Below are 18,310 nucleotides of genomic sequence, written 5' to 3' on the forward strand. Positions count from 1 at the left end.
TAAAGTTGTATCCTCCGTCACCCTATCTGTCTCAAAATTCCATAGCCTATTGAGTTCTGCATCTTTATACCAATCTACAAATAGATGCCCTGTTTTTGTAGGATTAATTGGTTTAGTAGCCTTCATAGGAGAAGTAAAAGTTTGACTTGGAACTGAACTTCCACCATTTGACTCAAATTTAAGCTCATATTGCTGTACTAAATCCCATTTCGCATATAAGGTTATATTTTCTGTCACTTTATCTATCTCAAATTCCCATAGGGTTGTGAATTTTTTATCCTTATACCAGCCTGCAAATGTATATCCTTCTTTTATTGGGTTTTCTGGTTTAGTAGCCGTCATATAAGAATTAATAGTTTGGCTTGGGACCAGACTTCCACCATTTGACTCAAATTGAACCACATACTGTTGTTGCACTATATCCCATTTTGCATATAAAGTTGTGTGCTCTGTGACCACATCCGTTGCAAAGTTCCATAGTTTAGTTAAAGCAGGGTTTTTATACCAGCCAGCAAATATTTGTCCTGCTAAGATAGGCGGTTCTGGCTCTTCCAACTTATCACCATATTCTGCGACAATTATTATAGGGGGAGTACTATTTCCTGCTTCAAATCTGACACCGTATACATTTTTCAACCACACAGCATATAAATCTATATCAAATGTTACCCTAGTTCTTTCAAAATCCCATTCGGCCGTGCGCTCTTTGTTAAACCAACCAAAAAATTTATGTCCTTCTTTTATTGGAATACTCGGTTTGTTGAGTAGCGCTCCATCCGGTACTTCGACAGTTGTAATGTAGGTATCAAAATGGAATGTGACAGTATGCGAATTCTTTAACCATTTTGCATACAAGATTTTATTCTCTGTTATCACATCTGTTTCAAAGCTCCAGGGTATATTCAATTCTTCATCCTTATACCAACCACCAAATGTAAAACCTGTTTTCACTGGAGCATTTGGTTCTACCACCTTTTCTCCCGTTAGTACTTTCTGATCCTCTATGGTAGTACTATCATTATTTGTTTCAAATGTAACTGTGTGTTGTTGTACATTTCCCTTGGCATAAATTCTCAAGGGCTTTGTTACATTTCCATCCCATTGTGTTGCCCATGATAAATTTTGGTACCAACCCTCAAACGTACTTCCTTGGTTAATAAATGTATTTGTTCCTAACATTAATGGGCTATTAAATTGAACCCATTGTAACCGATTAAGTTCAAATGCTTTATCCCCTATGCTTGTTACTCTGTGAGGGAAAGTAACATTCGATAATTGATTATCATAAAATGCCATTTTTCCTATACTAAGTAGACTATTTGGAAGGTCTACAGATGTTAGACGATTTTGTCCAAATACCCAATCCCCTATACTTGTAACATTACTTGGAATGACTATACTTTTTAAGCGATTATCATAAAAGGCTCCTTGTTCTAACGTTAAGAGACTATTTGGAAGGTCTATATTTGTTAAATTATTAACTTGAAATGCTCCCTTCCCTATACTTGTTACACTATTTGGAATGTTTACGGTTGTCAGCTTATTACTATCAAATACATAATTTCCTATTCTTGTTATACTGTTTGGAAGTTCCACGTTAATTAACTGATTATAGCCAAAGGCCTCATCCCCTATGCTTATTACGCTATTGGGAATCTTAAGATTCGTTATCCGATTGTTTGTAAATGCTTGGGTTCCTATTTTTGTTACACTATCAGGAATATTTACAGTTGTTAATCGATTTCCAAAGAAAGCCTGATAACCTATATCCGTAACACCATCAGGGATGTCCACATGTACTAATTGATTACCATAAAATGCTTGATCTCCTATGGTAGTTAGGTTTTTTGAAATGGTTACGCTTGTTAATTTACTATTTTGGAATGTCCAACGTCCTATATCCGCCACACTATCGGGAATCACAATCGTGCTTAGTTGAGTTTTGGCAAAAGCCCAATCACCTATCGTTATTACACTTTCAGGAATCACTATTTCTGTTAGGTTAGATTCATAAAACGCAAGATTTCCTATTATTGTTACGGGTTTTCCTTCAATAGTTTCAGGAATAACAACAGATCCCCCCGCACCTAAATATTTAGCAATCGTTACACCAGTGCTATTTGGTTGTATCTCAAATTCGCTTGTATTGAAATTGGTTAAATTACGATCATTATCTATTTGCTCATGATCATCAACCTCAATCTTATTATCTACTTCATTTCCACCTGCTTCTTTAGCCTTTTCTTCTATGTCATTTTGTTCATTCGCATAGGTCAGGGATTGTCCCCATTGGAAAAAGAGCAGTAATCCAATAAGCATAATGGTAATGTTTTTCTTCATTCATCCTCTCTCCTTCTGTAAATTTTCAGCTTCAAATAGCCCCCTTTCTTTATGAATCCTCGATAAAGAAGCGCCATACATTTATCCTTATAAAGAAAAACACTCTTCTTTATCTTAAAAAAATCAATTTACTTCTACTATTGAGGAATGTTAATTTTTCACTAACTATAAATAAACCGCTATCAAAAAATTGATAGCGGTTTGTTTTATTTAGATTGTTTTAATAATAATGCTAGGGCTCGATTTTTTACTCCTAGTTTATTGTAAATTCCCGAAAGATACACGCGTATGGTCCCTTCAGACAAAAATAGTTGCTCTGCTATTTCCTTATTAGAAGCGCCTTCTGAAAGTAGTGAAAATATTTCTTGTTCACGAGCAGAAAGAGCTTCTAATACTGGTGTTAGTTCTTGAACATAATCTAGCAATCGATAAGCATAGCCAAGTGTTACCTCATCCCAGTCATCTTTAGCACGCTTCCGGCGAAAATCAATATAGTCCCTTATAAGGGGAATAATTTTATTCTCATCTAAAAAGGTTCTTATATAGTTATAAGGTTCAGCTAATTTCAATGCTTGATGTAACGTCCTCAACGCCTCTTCTGCTTGTCCTTGCTCCGCCAAACATATGGCTAATAAAATTGTAGCTTCTATACGAGTAGATAGCTGTTCTTGTTGTTGTGCCTGTAATTGCACCTGTATAATCAATTGCTGTGCTTCTAGTAGATGCCCTTTCATGAGTAAATAGCGTGCTTTTACTAGCAAATAAAATGGAGAATCCTTATACACATTTTCTTCGATCTTGGCTAACTCCTGTTTTGCTTGGACAATATTGTCTTCACGTAAAAATAAAAGTGCCTTCATTACTCTTATACTATCAATCCAATAACGTTCGCTGACCGTTTCAATTGCATGATCTAAAACACCTTGAGCAACAATATACTGCTCTTCTAACACAGCTATTTTGCTTTTCAGAATGTACATCGGTACTAACAATCCTGCATCTTGGAATTGATGTCCAGAACGTAAAGCTTCCTCTAATTCTATTGGCAGCTCATCAAATTGGTTCCACTCATATAATTTTTCTGCACGCATGCCATAACTATAGCCTGTCATACTTAAGTTTTTGAATTCCCCTGTTCTAAACTTAGCGAAAAAAGACATAGCCTGTTCATCTGAAAGTAATTTTCCTCGAGATCCGATATTTGTTCTAAACAACATAGGCTCTGTTTGATTATATTGTATAAAAATTGCGTCCCATTTGGACCCGACAGGATTTCTCTCCAGCCTTTGTCGAATATATTCCCCGGCTTGTGAAAGATCTCCATTTTTCATGACAAAGACATAGGCTTTCACACCTAGAAAATCATCGACAGCGGATGCATATTCACTTTTATTCATCCATTGATTGGACCTATGCTTTTGTTCTAGGTCTAGTATCGTCTGATAAGCATCTTCTAAATTGTGTAATGCTGCGAGTGTATAGGCATACATTACCATCAATTCTGGGTGTACCTCATAGCCATTCGTCAAAAAAGTATCAATCCAATTTACATAGGATGTGGAATGACCACAGGAAAGGAATGTTACAAGATGCTCCTGAATCCATTGTTCAGCATAAATAAACAAGTTGCCGCTTAAAGCAAGCTCTATTGCAGATAAAAAACTCCCATTATTATATAAAGCAATAGCTGCTTTCTCATATAAATTTAAAATATCATGCTGGGTAAAACGATTGCTCAATTCTTGACGCAATGCTTCTCTAAATAAATTATGATATCGAAAAACCTGCTCTTTTGCTTCTACTCTGCTAATAAATAGTCCTTGTTGATCAAGCTCTAATAATACTAGTTGAGCATCAGTACGGTTTGTTAGGACATTACATGTATCTGCGGTTAATTGTTCCAAAAGCGAAGTATAAAGTAGAAAGGTTTGGAGAGGTGTTGCTAGTTTTGAAAATACCTCATTCATTAAATAGTGAATCACATTTGAATTACTTTCTCCAAACTCTTTGTCATCTACATTGTGGAAACCTGCTAAATTGGTTAATTGTAACCCTGTAGCCCAACCCTCTGTTATCTCAAAAACCTTTTGAAGCTCCTTTGCCTTTAGCTGTTTATTTAAATTTTTATAAAATTCTTTCGCCTCTTCATACGTAAAAAGTAGATGCTCCATGCCAATTTCAAGCAAGCAATGGTTTAATCTCCACTTTGCAATAGGTAATGAAATAGTTGATCTACTAGTCAAATAAATAAAGCAGTGTTCAGGTAAGAAATCAATGAGGCGAGTCATCATTTGATGGATGGTAACATTAAAAATATGATGATAATCATCAATCATAATATGAACCTTTTCAGTAGATAGCGATAATTCGTTTAATAGAGCGTCCACTAAATATTCTAAAGGCAACTGTGGTTGAGCATGGAGTATAGAATCAATACGTGAGGAAGCTTCTTGCTGCAAGGAGTGACCAATAGCATGAATTAAATACTTCCAATAACGAATTGGATCATTATCTGTTTGGTCCACTGTATACCATGCAACTGTCGTTTCAAGTTGCTGAAACCAACTACTTAACAAAGTGGTTTTACCATACCCTGCTGGCGCTTGCACTACTATAAGTTTCGCTGTTGACTGATGTAGAATGGCATTTAACCGTTCTCTTTCAATAATTTGCTTGCCCGTTTGGGGTACGGTTGTTTTTGAGGCTAATAAAATATTTGGCATCATATAAACCTCCTTTCTCTTTAACAACTTTAAAAGCCTAGCCATTCTTTCGCCCATAAAATGGCCTTTGTACGGGATCTCACACCTATTTTACTGTAAATTTCCGTCAAATAAACGCGAATAGTTCCCTCTGTCAGCTGTAATTGATGAGCAATCTCATTATTAGAAGCACCTTCTGCGAGTAATTGTAGAACATCTTTTTCTCTTGCAGTAAAGTTAGCGAAAAACTCATCTTCTGAGCTATCATTCTGTAATAGTTTATTTACATATGCTAATGGCACTGACTTAAATGTATCTCCCTTACTATGCTGACGTATACGCCAGTATTTATTTAGTAATGGCCAGATAGAATCCTCTTCTATAAATGTACGGTAATAACCATATAAAACTCCATGTTCAAGGGCAGCGTGTAATCCTGTTAAAGCGAAATCCTCTTTCCCAAGTGAAAAATGACAAATGGCTTCTAGCAGACCCGCTTCAATAAGCGTAACGATTTGCTTCTCCTGAATTGCCCCTTCTTTTAAACGAATAGCAATTTGCAATGCTTCCTCTAGTTGATTGTTGGCATATAGGATTTTACCTTGAACTAATAAATAAAAGGGATTTCTTGATGCAATTCTATAATTGATAAAATCTGTCACTCTAAAAAACTCCTGTTGCGCATATGAAATATTACCTTCCAATAAATAAGATTGTGCTTTCATAATATAGAGCATACCGACCCAATAAGGTTTATCGGTTTCCTTCATAGCTTCAATCAATACCATATGTGCTTCTTCAAATTGTTTTTTAGTCATATAAATACGAGCCTTTAACAAGTACATTGGTATAAATAATCCTGGATCTTGAAAACGTAAACCATATTTTAAACCGATTTCTAACTCTTTACCTGCCCTATCTAAATCATTTATCTCATACAATATTTCAGCTAGTAATCCATAGGTAACTCCTGTAATATTTCGCTCCTTTATTTCACTTTCATTCAACACGTGAATCAGTTCTTCCATTTTTCCCACTGGTAAGAATTTTCCTCGCGCTCCCACAAAGGTACGTAAAATTCTAGGCTCAAATTGATTATATTTTAAAGAAATATGATATAAAGATGACTTATTTTTTCTTACATTTACGCGTGTTTGTAAACCTACTTTTGCTTTTTCAAGATCTCCATCTTCCATATAACCTATATAAGCATTCATAATTTCGAAGATTTTTGATACAGCAATAAATTGAAAACCATCCATCCATTTCAATTTATTTTGTTTAAAAAGTAGTTCCTCTATAATTTTCTTCGCCTGATCCATTTCATGGGTTGAAAACAGTGTAGTAATATATAAGACAAGCAAATTAATATCTACTGGAAACTGAGCATTCCTTAATTTTTGTATCCACTGCCCAAATAATAGAGTATGTCCCTCGGCAAATATTTCAACTAAATATTTTTGTATCCATTCATGTGCAAGCTCATATAATTCGCCATTTAGGGCAAGCTCAATTGCTGCAACATAGTCTTCTCTTTGGCATAAATTAGTGGCTACCTCGTAATATATAGAGGCAATCATTTCATAGGATTGTTGCCTGTGAAATTCTACCTGTAGGGCATGCCTAAATAAAGTATGGTAACGATAAACAGGCGGATGTGCTTGTACTTGTTCAATAAACAAACAATTTTTCTCCAGCTCTGAGAATATAGTTAAACTATTTAATTCGTTTGTTACAGATGTACAAACACTCGGCTCTAGGTAGTTTAAAATGGAAGTTCGTAGTAGAAAATCCTGCAATTCTTGAGGTAATATTAAGAGAATTTCTTGCATGAAGTACTCATGAATATATGAACTAGCTTTGGCTAAAATTTCTTCACTACTTAGATTATCTATCATTCCACCTGTTGATAGCTTTATCAGTTGGATACCTGCTATCCAGCCCTCTGTTGTCTTTAGTAAAGGCTTCAGCACATCCTTCTGTTCATCATTTGTAACAGGTGAGAAGAAAGATTGTAGCTCTTCTAAATCAAAAGATAATTGACCCACCCCCACTTCTAGTATCCAACCTTTAACACGCCATTTTGCTAGTGGAAGTTCTAAATTAGTTCGGGTTATTATATATATCCGTACATTGGCTGGTAAATATTCAATAAGTCGGTTTAAAATTTGATAAATTTGAGGGGTGTGGATTTCTTGAAAATTATCAAAAACAATATGAATATTTCCTTTATATGTATCCAAATCGTTTAACAGTGTATCTACAATTGTTTCAAAAGAGGTTATTTCATCTAGTATATTGTTTAACTTTTGCTCTACATTCAATATGCTAAAAGATAATGTATGTATTAAGTACCTTAAAAACCGCACAGGATCATTGTCATTCTGATCGATTGTAAACCATGCTACCGATTCATCAATATGCTTCAACCATAGGCTTAAGAGTGTCGTTTTGCCATATCCTGCTGGTGCCTTTATTATGGTTAGTTTCTTCATTCTATTGTTAGATAAAATAGAAAATAATTTCTTCCTCTCTAATGCATCTGGCACTGTACGTGGAATTGTTACTTTTGATTTTACCCATACCATGTCCATCATCTTGTCTCCTTTCTCCATTCATTAGTTCTATATATTTTTAATTTTTCCTGCAATTTGATTTTTCTACTCATTCACATCGTCCAAAAGAGCATACTTATTTTAGAAAGATAAAGCAAACCACTTCACTTTTTTTATTCCTAGCGTTAGAATACTAATATCTTATTTTCCTATAGGAAACTTTATTTCATTAATGATACTTTTTGAAACGAGGGAACAATATGGTTTACAAACGAGTCACAAAATCGTCTGCAGAGGCGGTTTTAGATGGAGATATAAAAGGTTGGCGAAGATTTTTGCCATTTTTAGGACCTGCTTTCATTGCAGCAGTCGCCTACATCGATCCTGGCAATTTTGCTACAAATATTACAGCAGGATCTCAATACGGCTACCTGCTACTTTGGGTTATAGCCTTTTCTAATTTAATGGCCGTGTTAATTCAATCCCTATCTGCCAAGCTTGGGATTGCAACAGGAAAAAATTTACCTGAAGTCGCTCGCGAGCATTTTTCTAAAAAAACATCTATCTTTTTATGGATACAGGCAGAATTGGTCATCATTGCCACTGACCTGGCGGAATTTATCGGAGCAGCATTAGGGCTTTATTTACTATTCAATATCCCAATGCTTCCCGCCGCATTAATTACAGCAGTGGGCTCGTTCGCTATTTTAGAGTTACAAAGAAGAGGATTTAGAGCCTTTGAAGCCGGTATTTCTGGTATGGTTTTAATTGTTGTATTGGCATTTGCCTTCCAAACATTTTTAGCACAGCCCACATGGGGCGATGTAGCGATTGGCATGTTCACGCCACACTTTGAAGGGGTAGAATCACTATTATTAGCAACAGGTATTTTAGGAGCAACCGTTATGCCTCATGCTATTTACTTACATTCTTCTTTAACACAAAGTCGTATTATTGGTCGTAATGAGGCTGAAAAAAAACGTATTTTCCGTTTTGAATTTATCGATATAATCATTGCTATGATTATTGCTGGTGCCATCAATATGAGCATGCTTATAATTGCCGCAGCAGTATTCCATACCCAAGGCTTGGTAGTAGAAGATTTAGATGTAGCCTATAATGGCTTAAAAGAGGCACTTGGCCCAATGGCAGCTATTTCCTTTGGCTTAGGTTTACTCATTGCAGGGCTAGCTAGCTCCTCTGTGGGAACTTTAGCAGGTGATGTAGTCATGCAAGGATTTATTCAAAGAAAAATACCACTATATTTACGTAGGGCGATTACTATGGTGCCTCCACTAGTCATTATTGCATCAGGGGTAAACGCAACCTATGCTCTCGTTCTAAGTCAGGTTGTGTTATCTTTTGGTATTGCATTTGCCCTTGTTCCACTTGTCATGTTTACAAGCAAACGGGACATCATGGGCAGTTTAGTCAATCATCGGATTACAACAGTTTTAGGTTGGTTTGTAGTCGTCATCGTTGTGGCATTGAATATCTACTTACTGTGGGAAACAATATTTTCCTAATAATAAAGCCAGGTACTCTTAAGCATGAGTACCTGGTATTTTTTAAACATCTACCTTCTCAACATTCCGTATAGCTAAATAAGCAATACCCAGACCCACGATGGCTAAAGTAATTGGAATAATAATAATATCGTTTAAAGTAAAGTTACCTGAATTGGACGAAGTTACAGACACAATTATAATAGATGAAATGATAGTTGTCGGTATAGAGTATTTTCTCATCCCAAAATACAATGGGATTAAAGCTATGCCTGAGGCAGCTATCGCGTTCATCAATACAGAGGGTATATGCTGGATAATTAAAGAACTTGATAGTACATCTGGAATTAGTTCATATTGATCGCTTATGACACAAAAAATGGTTGTAATAAGAGCATTGGAGATAATGATCATACTGAAAGTAAATAGCATGACAATGGCTAACTTTGCGACCATTAATTTCTTTCTACTTATCGGATACATAAAGGCTAATGTAATGGTTTTAAATTTATATTCTCCGATGATTAACTTAGCTATTAACGTAGAAGCAAAAATAATAAAAACTGCTCTTACAAATGAATCAATGACACTTAAAGCAACCTCGTAATTTTCTAGCCCTGGATCCCCTTCTACTTTAGAAATAAATAAAATCATAAACAGAAACCCGAGAATGACTAAATTAGCAATGATAGCTCCTCTAACATATGATCCTAAATGAAACTTTTTCATTTCTAAACGCATTAAATTAAGCATGAACAACGCCTCCATTAATTAGCTTTAAGAAATAATCCTCTAATGAACTTGTTTTTTTGCTAATTTCCTCAATCTCAACGTCATGTTCAATTAATGCTCTCGATAGATTTTGCTGAGATACGGTTGAGTCGTATATACGTATAGAGTTATCATCCATTAGCTTAAAATTGGTAATTTTTAATTCACTTTCAATAATAAATGCTGCCTTTTTTCCGTCACTTACGATTACTTCTGTATAATTGACCTGATCACGGTTTATAGTGTCCATCGCTACCTCTGTGATGAGTCTTCCATTCTTAATAACTCCTATTGTATCGACTAATTGTTCTATTTCAGCCAGAATATGACTTGAAATAATAATTGTTATGCCATACTCCTTACAAAGCATCTTGAAAAGCTCTCTTAACTCCTTTATCCCAACTGGGTCCAATCCATTAATTGGTTCATCTAATATAAGTAACTCTGGCTTTGTAATGATGGCTCTTGCGATGCCTAATCTCTGTTTCATCCCAAGAGAAAAATCTTTAACCTGCTTATTCTCTGTATTCGTTAACTTTACTAAATTAAGAACATGTGCAATTTCTTTCTTATCATAATAACCCATGTATTCACAATGTAATTCCAGGGTCTCACTAGCCGTTAATTTTTCATAGAAAATAGGATATTCAATAATTGTTCCCATTCTTTTTAGTAATTCATAGGATTTGTCTGTCAATTTCTCCCCTAAAATTTCTACATCCCCACTAGTAGGCTTCGTTAGATTAGTTAGCATCTTCATAACAGTGGTTTTACCTGCACCATTGGGTCCTAAAAATCCATAAATCTCCCCCTTCTTAACGTTCATATTGACAGCTGAAACAACTTCTTTTCCATCGTAAACTTTCGTAAGCTGATTTGTTTTTACAATGTATGTCATGTAATTCTCTCCCTCAATTGTGACTAGATTCATTATAAAAAATGAAACTCTCTATTTTATTACTGCATTCTTACAAATTTCTTAAGTAAAAAAGCCTGCAAAGCATTAAAGCTCTACAAGCACAATGGATTCAATACATCATTCGTTTTAGCGAAATGGTAAAAGTAGTTTTTTCATTAGGAATACTCGATAACCGGATGGAGCCATTCATTATTTCTACTAGTCGCTTTGTAATCGTTAGTCCCAAACCACTGCCTTGAAAAGATTTATTGCGAGAATCCTCAAGTGTATACATCCTTTCAAATACGCTATCGATATGATATTCATCAATACCCTTGCCACAATCCCACACATCAATATCAATATTGGCTTCTTCATTTCTTACGGTAATTCCAATTACATTGCCGTCTGCTCCATATGCAATAGCATTAGACAGTAGATTGTTTAGCACCCTATTTAATGCTTCTTCATTACCAAGTGCATACATGGGGCTTGCAGGAATATCAATATTAATAGCTAATCCCATTGAAGTAACCAGATCGTAAAAAGACAAAATATTTTTACGGCATATTTCACTGACATTGATTTTAGTGATTGGGTAATCTGTATCTCCAGCCTCTAACTTCGCCAAGTCAAAAAATGTATGGATAATTTTTAACACTTCTAATGTTTTAGCATGTACACCTGTAAGTAATCGTTGGCGTTCCTCGTCACTCATCGCATTTTGAAGTTGAAGCATTTCAATATAGCCAAGTACAACTGTTAAAGGTGTTTTAAGATCATGCGAAATATTGGCCAACATCTTTTTCATGGAATTTTCCATTTTACGATGAGTAGCCTGGATTTTTTGATGCTGATCTAGCAAAGCATTCATTGTAACAAGTAACTGTTGAATTTCTGAATTTGTAGTTGTAACTAGAATCTTTTCATACGTCTGTTCATTTACAATTACGTGTAGTTTACTATGAATGTATTGGATAGCGCGATCTTGTTCCTTCTTGACTTTCCATTGAAAAGTGAGAATCCCGATTAGCAATACAATTATTAATAATAGAAATATCATCATATTTTTAACCCTCAAACTTATAGCCAATTCCCCATAGAGTTTTAATATATTGAGGATTTGATGGATCATCTTCTATTTTTTCACGTAGTCTTCTGATATGTACATTTATAATATTTTCATCTCCATAATAGGCATCTTTCCATATCATCTGATAAATTTGCTCTTTGGTAAAAACCCTGTGACGATTTGTCACAAACAATTTTAAAATGGAAAATTCCTTTGATGTTAGCTTTATCTCTTGTCCACTCTTTGCTATTGAGAAATTAACGATATCTATCTTTAAATTATCGATTTCTAGGACCTCTTGCTTTTGTTCAGCTTGACTGGAGTATTTCGTAGCTCTTCTGATAACAGCCTTAACACGGGCTGAAAATTCTAGCATAGAAAAAGGTTTAGCAATATAATCATCTGCCCCTAATCCTAAGCCTAGTGCTTTATCAACATCACTGTCTTTGGCAGACATAATAATGATAGGAAGTGCTGCCTGCTCTCGAATAATCTTTAATACTTCCAATCCATTTAGTTTAGGAATCATAATATCTAAGATGACCAAATCAAAGGTATTTTGCAAACAATTTTGTAATGCGTCTTCACCATTGATCGCGGTTGTGACATTGAAACCTTCCATAGTTAAATAATTTTCAACCATTTCACGAATGGCTTCATCGTCTTCTACAAGTAAAATATGCTTTTGCATTATCATGCACCTCTCCTACTAAAACCCAATTTCCATATGTATATTACATTACCATATTTATGATGTTTAATTGGAGAGATTTTGTTCATGAGTGTTAAAAAAAAGCTGCCCTATAAACCATCACTTTTTGGTTTACAGAACAGCTCTATTAATTAATCTTCAACTTTTAAATCACAATCTTTAAGTGGAAGCATTTTTGTTTTGTGCTTTATTTTATAGCCCAACCATAATGCTAAAAATAGTGGAATCCCAATATACGAAACAAGGATACCGTACCAATCTATTTTTTCACCTGTAAAGGCTGTGTAATTTTGTCCAATGACTACGATCATACAAACAGTAAAAGCAAATAATGGCCCAAATGGATATAATTTGGCTTTATAAGGTAATAACTTTGGATCTAAGCCCTGTGCATCAAACGCTCGGCGGAAACGATAATGACTAAATGCAATACCTAGCCATGCAATAAAGCCAGACATTCCAGAAGCATTTAATAGCCAGATATAAACCACTCCATCACCAAAGAAGGATGCCAAAAATGCTAAACAGCCTACAGCTAATGTTGCCATAAGTGCATAAATCGGAATACCTCGACGACTTAGCTTTGAGAAAAATTTAGGTGCATGTCCATCTACTGCTAATTGCCATAGCATACGAGAAGATGCGTATAGTCCTGAATTTCCTGCTGACAGCATAGCCGTTAAAATAATGGCATTCATTAATGAAGCAGCAAAGGCAATACCTAGGCGGTCAAACACTAGTGTAAACGGTGAGACTGCGATATCTTCTGATAATAAACGTTCATCTGTGAATGGAATCAACATCCCAATTGCACCAATCGCTAAAATATAAAACAAAATAATACGCCAAAATACAGATTTAACAGCCTTCGGAATATTTTTACCAGGATCATCTGTTTCACCTGCTGTAATTCCAAGTAATTCTGTTCCTTGGAATGAAAATCCAGCTGCTAGGAAAATACCAAATGTGGCAAGGAAGCCACCATGGAATGGCCCATCACTAATAAAGAAATTAGTGAAACCTACAGGAGCCTGTCCACCTAAAATACCAAAAATCATTAGTAAGCTAATGATAATAAAAACAATGACCGTTGCTACTTTAATCATGGCAAACCAATATTCACTTTCACCATAACTTTTTACGGATAGTAAATTAAACGTCAGTACAACAGCAATAAATAATACTGTCCAAAGTGCTGATGAGCTATCTGGAAACCAATATTTCATAATTAATGATACAGCAGCAATTTCTGCAGCAATGGTGATTGCCCAGTTATACCAGTAGTTCCAGCCTAATGCAAAGCCCAAAGCGGGATCTACAAATTTGGTTGCATACGTACTAAATGAACCTGATGATGGCATATAAGCAGCCATTTCCCCTAAGCTTGTCATTAAAAAATACACCATAATACCGATTAAAGCATAAGCAAGCAATGCTCCTCCAGGTCCTGCCTGAGCAATAGCACCACCACTGGCTAAAAATAGCCCCGTACCAATTGTACCGCCTAAAGAAATCATTGTGATATGACGACTTTTTAATTCTTTTTTCAGCTTCGGTGCTTTATGTCCGAGCTGATTTACTTTTATTTCACTCACGATATAGCTTCCTTCCTATTTATGAGGCAAAAAAATGCCATCACATATACACTGTGATGGCTACGTTAATCCTCAGTTTTTCTTACATGATAGCTCAACACGTTGTGCAAACGTGACAGTTCTGTTCCTTTCGGAGACAGCCCCAGCATGAGGTTTTCAAGTCCCCTCACACTTCGGCAATATTTCCTTTCAGCTAATTTCATCAATGCTTGTCATTTCAATTAGCATACTTATAAATATCGCGACCTCTACCTCAATACAAACATGAGGCATATAATTATTAAATTTATGATGTTTATTATACTAACATAAGACCATAGACATTTCAATACAACGGGAAATGTTCTGTATTTTATGAATCTTCTACTATTTTTAATAGTGTGATAAAGTGTTATAGTAGTTCAATTAGAATGGTTATTATTAGGGGGGATTTTATTTTGACTACAAATGATCATTCCACTAGTTTTCCAAGTAAAAAAATTAGCTGGAAAGGAACAACCTTACTTTTAGTCTTTGGCGTTATCTTTATAGCCTCTACATTACGAATGCCACTAACTGTTGTTGGCCCAATTATATCCTTTATCCGTGAAGATCTAGGGATATCTAATGTATTGGCAGGCTTTCTAACAACTATTCCATTGCTGGCTTTTGCTATTATATCTCCATTTGCGCCAGTTGTAGCACGCAAACTAGGGCTTGAGCTAACATTATTTTTATCCACTTTACTCTTGGCCTTAGGGATTGTCCTACGTTCACTTGGTACAACAGAATTACTTCTATTGGGTACTGTGTTAATTGGCGTAGCCATTTCTTTTGGAAATGTATTAATTCCTGGATTATTAAAATTGAAATTTCCATATCATGTTGGTTTATTGATGGCCTTTTTCACCATGTCCATGAATTTTACTGCTGGTCTTGGTGCTGGTATTAGCTATCCTATAGCTAATTCATCGTTAGGCTGGCAAGGGGCGCTATCCATTGCACTCATACTTGTTCTAGTTACAATCTTAATTTGGATACCTCAACTAAAGTCAAATAAACCGGAACCAGTTACTACATCTAAAAAGACCAGTACACCTCTATGGAAATCACCTGTTACTTGGGCTGTCACAGGGGCAATGGGTTTACAGTCTTTATTATTCTACACAACAGCAGCTTGGATACCTGAAATCTATATTGCTCAAGGTTTAGCGCCTGATAAAGCTGGCTGGATGTTTTCAATCATGCAATTCTCACAAGTACCAATGGCCTTGGCAGTGCCTATTATTGCAGGTAAAATGACTTCTCAACGCCCACTTGTATTGATGTTTACTTCCTTCTATTTAGTAGGCTTTGTTGGGGTTGTCATGGAATGGACAAGTCTTGGAGTACTATGGATGGTTCTTCTAGGGTTAGCAGGTGGTTCTTCATTCGCTCTAGCAATGATGTTCTTCACTCTCCGCACTCGTACTGCATTTGAAGCAGCAGATTTATCAGGCTTTGCACAATCATTGGGTTATTTATTTGCCGCAATCGGTCCTATTCTTTTTGGCTACTTGCATGATTTATTTGGTGGCTGGAATATTGCGGGATGGCTCTTTGTCGTTGTGGCAATGTTACTCTTCTTTTGCTCAATGAGAGCCTCTAAGGATGAATATGTGCATTAAAATTAAATAAAGCAGGTGGATCGACTTCCTCCATCTGCTCTATTTCTATATAGTGTTTCCACATTACTTAATTGTCGATTTGCTGGAGTAATGTTAGCAATTCAGCAAGGTAATCTGATTCTTCATTATTACGAGCTGTTATAGCAGGAAAAATAGGAACAGCTTCTTGTAAGAGCTTATAACTATAATAGTAATAGCCTATAAAAGCTTGCTGCTCATAGCCCTTTGACGTTTCTTCCTCCCACTCCTGCTCATCATTGTCCTCATGTTCTCTCCATAAATAGTTGACTTTTAATAGCTCCTGCATATTTTCAACAGTATTGGTTGGGTCTAGATAATCCTTCGTAATAGCATGTGCCACAGCTAAATATAACTGTAATTCTTGTAAGGAGACATCCTCTATTTTTTTACTTTTAAGCTTTTTTAAAAGAATAAGCAAAACCCATGGTGTCACCTGCCACAGTGTACCCTGATGTTCAATTAACTCAGCTAGCTGTGTGTATTGCTCCTGTTCAATCAGCTGAGGAATAGCTGTACCTCTACCATAAGGTGTTGTCAATTGTCTCCATGGGATATTGGGAATTTGCTGATCTAACATAGTAAGCCCTCTCTCATCGAAAGTATAACGAATGGATAATTAACTATTGAAAGTAAACAGTTCCTTTACTCTAATAGCATGGTTTTTGATAAAAATAATTTGGTGTATGATATATATTTACATAGGGTTTATGAAATATATGAGTCGTTGCAGGCGAAAGTGGCGGGATTAACCATGTCCAGTTGCCTGTAACTTCTCTTCCTGCTGTTTTTTCTGCTTCCTCAAACAATTTAAACTGCTGAGCCGCTGTATGATGATCAACAATGCTCACACCATCTTCTTTAAATGAATGAAGAACAGCAATATTAAGTTCGACTAATGCACGATCACGCCAAAGTGATGCTTGTTTAGTTGTATCTAGATTAAAAATTTCTGCAATAGCAGGTAGCATGTTATAGCGCTCATGATCTGCTAAATTGCGTGCACCGATTTCTGTTCCCATATACCATCCGTTAAATGGGGCTGCTTGAAAGTCAATTCCTGCCATTTGAAAACGCATACTCGAAATAATGGGTACAGCATACCACTTCATTCCTAATTTCTCCACATCGATTGACTCTGGATGGCGGATTGGAACCTCTACTATATTTTCTTCAGGAATTACAAACACTTGGGGAGCCCGGCTATCTACCTGTATAACGAGTGGTAGCACATCAAAAGCTGTTCCTTTGCCTTTCCACCCTAGAGATTCACATACTTTTGTAAACTCAATGGACTGCGAATCTCCAATAACGCCTGCCTCTGTTTCATAGCCTGCATAGCGAATTAGTTGATGATTCCAAATCCGTACTCTATCTGAAGCAAACACTGTTATTGTTGGACGGATTTTCCCATGATTTGTCGCATAATCAATATGTTCTAGTAATTTTCGGAAAATAGCCTTTTCATCTAAAACATCGCGTGCATCTACCACGTGGAGTGACTGCCAAAACAGACGTCCGATACATTTATTGCTATTACGCCATGCCACTCGTGCACCAAAAACTAACTCTTCTGTTGTTGGGTGATATTCACCTGCATCCTTAACTGCCTGTAATCTATTCTTTAACCAAAGTTCTGATTCATTTTGTTCTGTCTGGTATAGACTTAAAAACTGCTGTATCTCCTGTATATTCATATCGATTCCTCCACTTATCCTCATATTAGAGGAAGAAAACAACAAGCACCATGAAAATAGTAATTAAAAAAACATACATATTTTATATATGAAATAGTTTGTTCAAATTTACTCTATAGACTCACTTTCGTAAGAGAATGTAAGAGAGATCCTAACTATTATAAAAAGACTACATTAATCATGTAATCTTCATAGTGTTGCAGCAAAGCAATCAATAGAATTTTGTGAAAGATAAAAGTCTTTCCATTTTAGGCTACTTACATGCTGCTGACGCTTTACTTTCGCGCTGGGGCTAGTCTCTGTCTGACTAACCCCGGCAATAAGTAGTCTTCCTCATTTATCCACACAAATAAATTGTAGGTATTCACTTATGGATGGCTGTTGTAACTCATTCCCTTCTCCACATTGAAGATAAGGGCTTATCCTCTCTGAGAATACAGATAATGGGCTTTTTGATCGCTATGCTACTTTGAAAAAAGGAAAGACACTTTGCAGAATGGTTGATTGGAGAGGAGCCAGCGTCACGCCGAGGGGGATTTAGCGTCACAGATGTACCCTGGAGCGAACGTAAGTGAGTGAAGCGGCTCATCGGACGCCGCCTGGAAAGGAAGCTGGCAGAACGGAAATCTACCTCTACCTTGCTAAAAGGTCTTTTTCTGCTAGTGATCTTTTTTCAACAACATGAAAAAGGAGAATATAATTAAAGGAGAATAGAAAAAAGCATGTAACACTCATCTGTGCTACATGCTTGATGACCCGTACGGGATTCGAACCCGTGTTACCGCCGTGAAAGGGCGGT

Annotated in this window: 12 protein-coding genes and 1 riboswitch; of the genes, 2 read left to right on the top strand and 10 right to left on the bottom strand. The window is 36.0% G+C overall.

Translation table 11 applies throughout. From position 1 onward, the window contains the following. The 3 genes from CD31_RS22630 to CD31_RS00715 form a co-directional block, all read right to left on the bottom strand. Positions 1-2,340, bottom strand: a 2,340-nt coding sequence (locus tag CD31_RS22630) for a leucine-rich repeat protein (protein ID WP_156113254.1), incomplete at its 3' end; no start/stop codon positions are given. A 206-nt stretch (positions 2,341-2,546) separates the two neighbouring features. After that, positions 2,547-5,063, bottom strand: coding sequence for a winged helix-turn-helix domain-containing protein (locus CD31_RS00710; protein ID WP_036074982.1), 2,517 nt, complete (start codon positions 5,061-5,063; stop codon positions 2,547-2,549). A 29-nt stretch (positions 5,064-5,092) separates the two neighbouring features. Continuing rightward, complete coding sequence (locus CD31_RS00715) at positions 5,093-7,636, bottom strand: winged helix-turn-helix domain-containing protein (protein ID WP_036074984.1); 2,544 nt, start codon at positions 7,634-7,636, stop codon at positions 5,093-5,095. 221 nt (positions 7,637-7,857) lie between these two features. Between CD31_RS00715 and CD31_RS00720 the strand changes: the two genes are divergently transcribed. Beyond that, positions 7,858-9,123, top strand: coding sequence for an Nramp family divalent metal transporter (locus tag CD31_RS00720; protein ID WP_016994504.1), 1,266 nt, complete (start codon positions 7,858-7,860; stop codon positions 9,121-9,123). Positions 9,124-9,165: 42 nt separating this feature from the next. On the opposite strand, the gene CD31_RS00725 is transcribed toward CD31_RS00720, so the two are convergent. The 5 genes from CD31_RS00725 to CD31_RS00745 all read right to left on the bottom strand — a co-directional run bounded on the left by CD31_RS00725 (position 9,166) and on the right by CD31_RS00745 (position 14,150). Continuing rightward, positions 9,166-9,855, bottom strand: a complete 690-nt coding sequence (locus CD31_RS00725; RefSeq protein WP_036074987.1) for an ABC transporter permease — start codon at positions 9,853-9,855, stop codon at positions 9,166-9,168. Further along, the gene (locus CD31_RS00730) at positions 9,848-10,771 is read right to left on the bottom strand and encodes an ABC transporter ATP-binding protein (protein ID WP_036074989.1); all 924 of its coding nucleotides are present in this window, start codon (positions 10,769-10,771) and stop codon (positions 9,848-9,850) included. The genes CD31_RS00725 and CD31_RS00730 overlap by 8 nt, the downstream gene beginning before the upstream one ends. A gap of 130 nt (positions 10,772-10,901) precedes the next feature. After that, positions 10,902-11,837 carry a sensor histidine kinase gene (locus CD31_RS00735; RefSeq protein WP_036074991.1) on the bottom strand — a complete coding sequence of 312 codons (936 nt, stop codon included), beginning with the start codon at positions 11,835-11,837 and terminating at the stop codon, positions 10,902-10,904. 4 nt (positions 11,838-11,841) lie between these two features. Then, a complete protein-coding gene (locus CD31_RS00740) occupies positions 11,842-12,534 on the bottom strand; it encodes a response regulator transcription factor (protein WP_036074993.1) in 693 nt (230 codons plus the stop codon). Between the two features lie 152 nt (positions 12,535-12,686). Continuing rightward, positions 12,687-14,150 carry an amino acid permease gene (locus CD31_RS00745; protein ID WP_036074995.1) on the bottom strand — a complete coding sequence of 488 codons (1,464 nt, stop codon included), beginning with the start codon at positions 14,148-14,150 and terminating at the stop codon, positions 12,687-12,689. Between the two features lie 82 nt (positions 14,151-14,232). Beyond that, positions 14,233-14,409, bottom strand: a riboswitch (Lysine riboswitch). Between the two features lie 178 nt (positions 14,410-14,587). Here CD31_RS00745 and CD31_RS00750 point away from each other — a divergent pair. After that, positions 14,588-15,796, top strand: coding sequence for a CynX/NimT family MFS transporter (locus CD31_RS00750; RefSeq protein ID WP_036074997.1), 1,209 nt, complete (start codon positions 14,588-14,590; stop codon positions 15,794-15,796). Positions 15,797-15,863: 67 nt separating this feature from the next. Here CD31_RS00750 and CD31_RS00755 read toward each other — a convergent pair whose 3' ends face one another. Both CD31_RS00755 and CD31_RS00760 read right to left on the bottom strand, forming a co-directional pair. Beyond that, a complete protein-coding gene (locus tag CD31_RS00755) occupies positions 15,864-16,394 on the bottom strand; it encodes a hypothetical protein (protein ID WP_036074998.1) in 531 nt (176 codons plus the stop codon). Between the two features lie 70 nt (positions 16,395-16,464). Continuing rightward, a complete protein-coding gene (locus tag CD31_RS00760; protein WP_036075000.1) occupies positions 16,465-17,511 on the bottom strand; it encodes a nitric oxide synthase oxygenase in 1,047 nt (348 codons plus the stop codon). Positions 17,512-18,310: the final 799 nt, after the last annotated feature.

Origin of the sequence: Lysinibacillus boronitolerans JCM 21713 = 10a = NBRC 103108, from assembly GCF_000772935.1 — a bacterium.
Classification (GTDB): domain Bacteria; phylum Bacillota; class Bacilli; order Bacillales_A; family Planococcaceae; genus Lysinibacillus; species Lysinibacillus boronitolerans.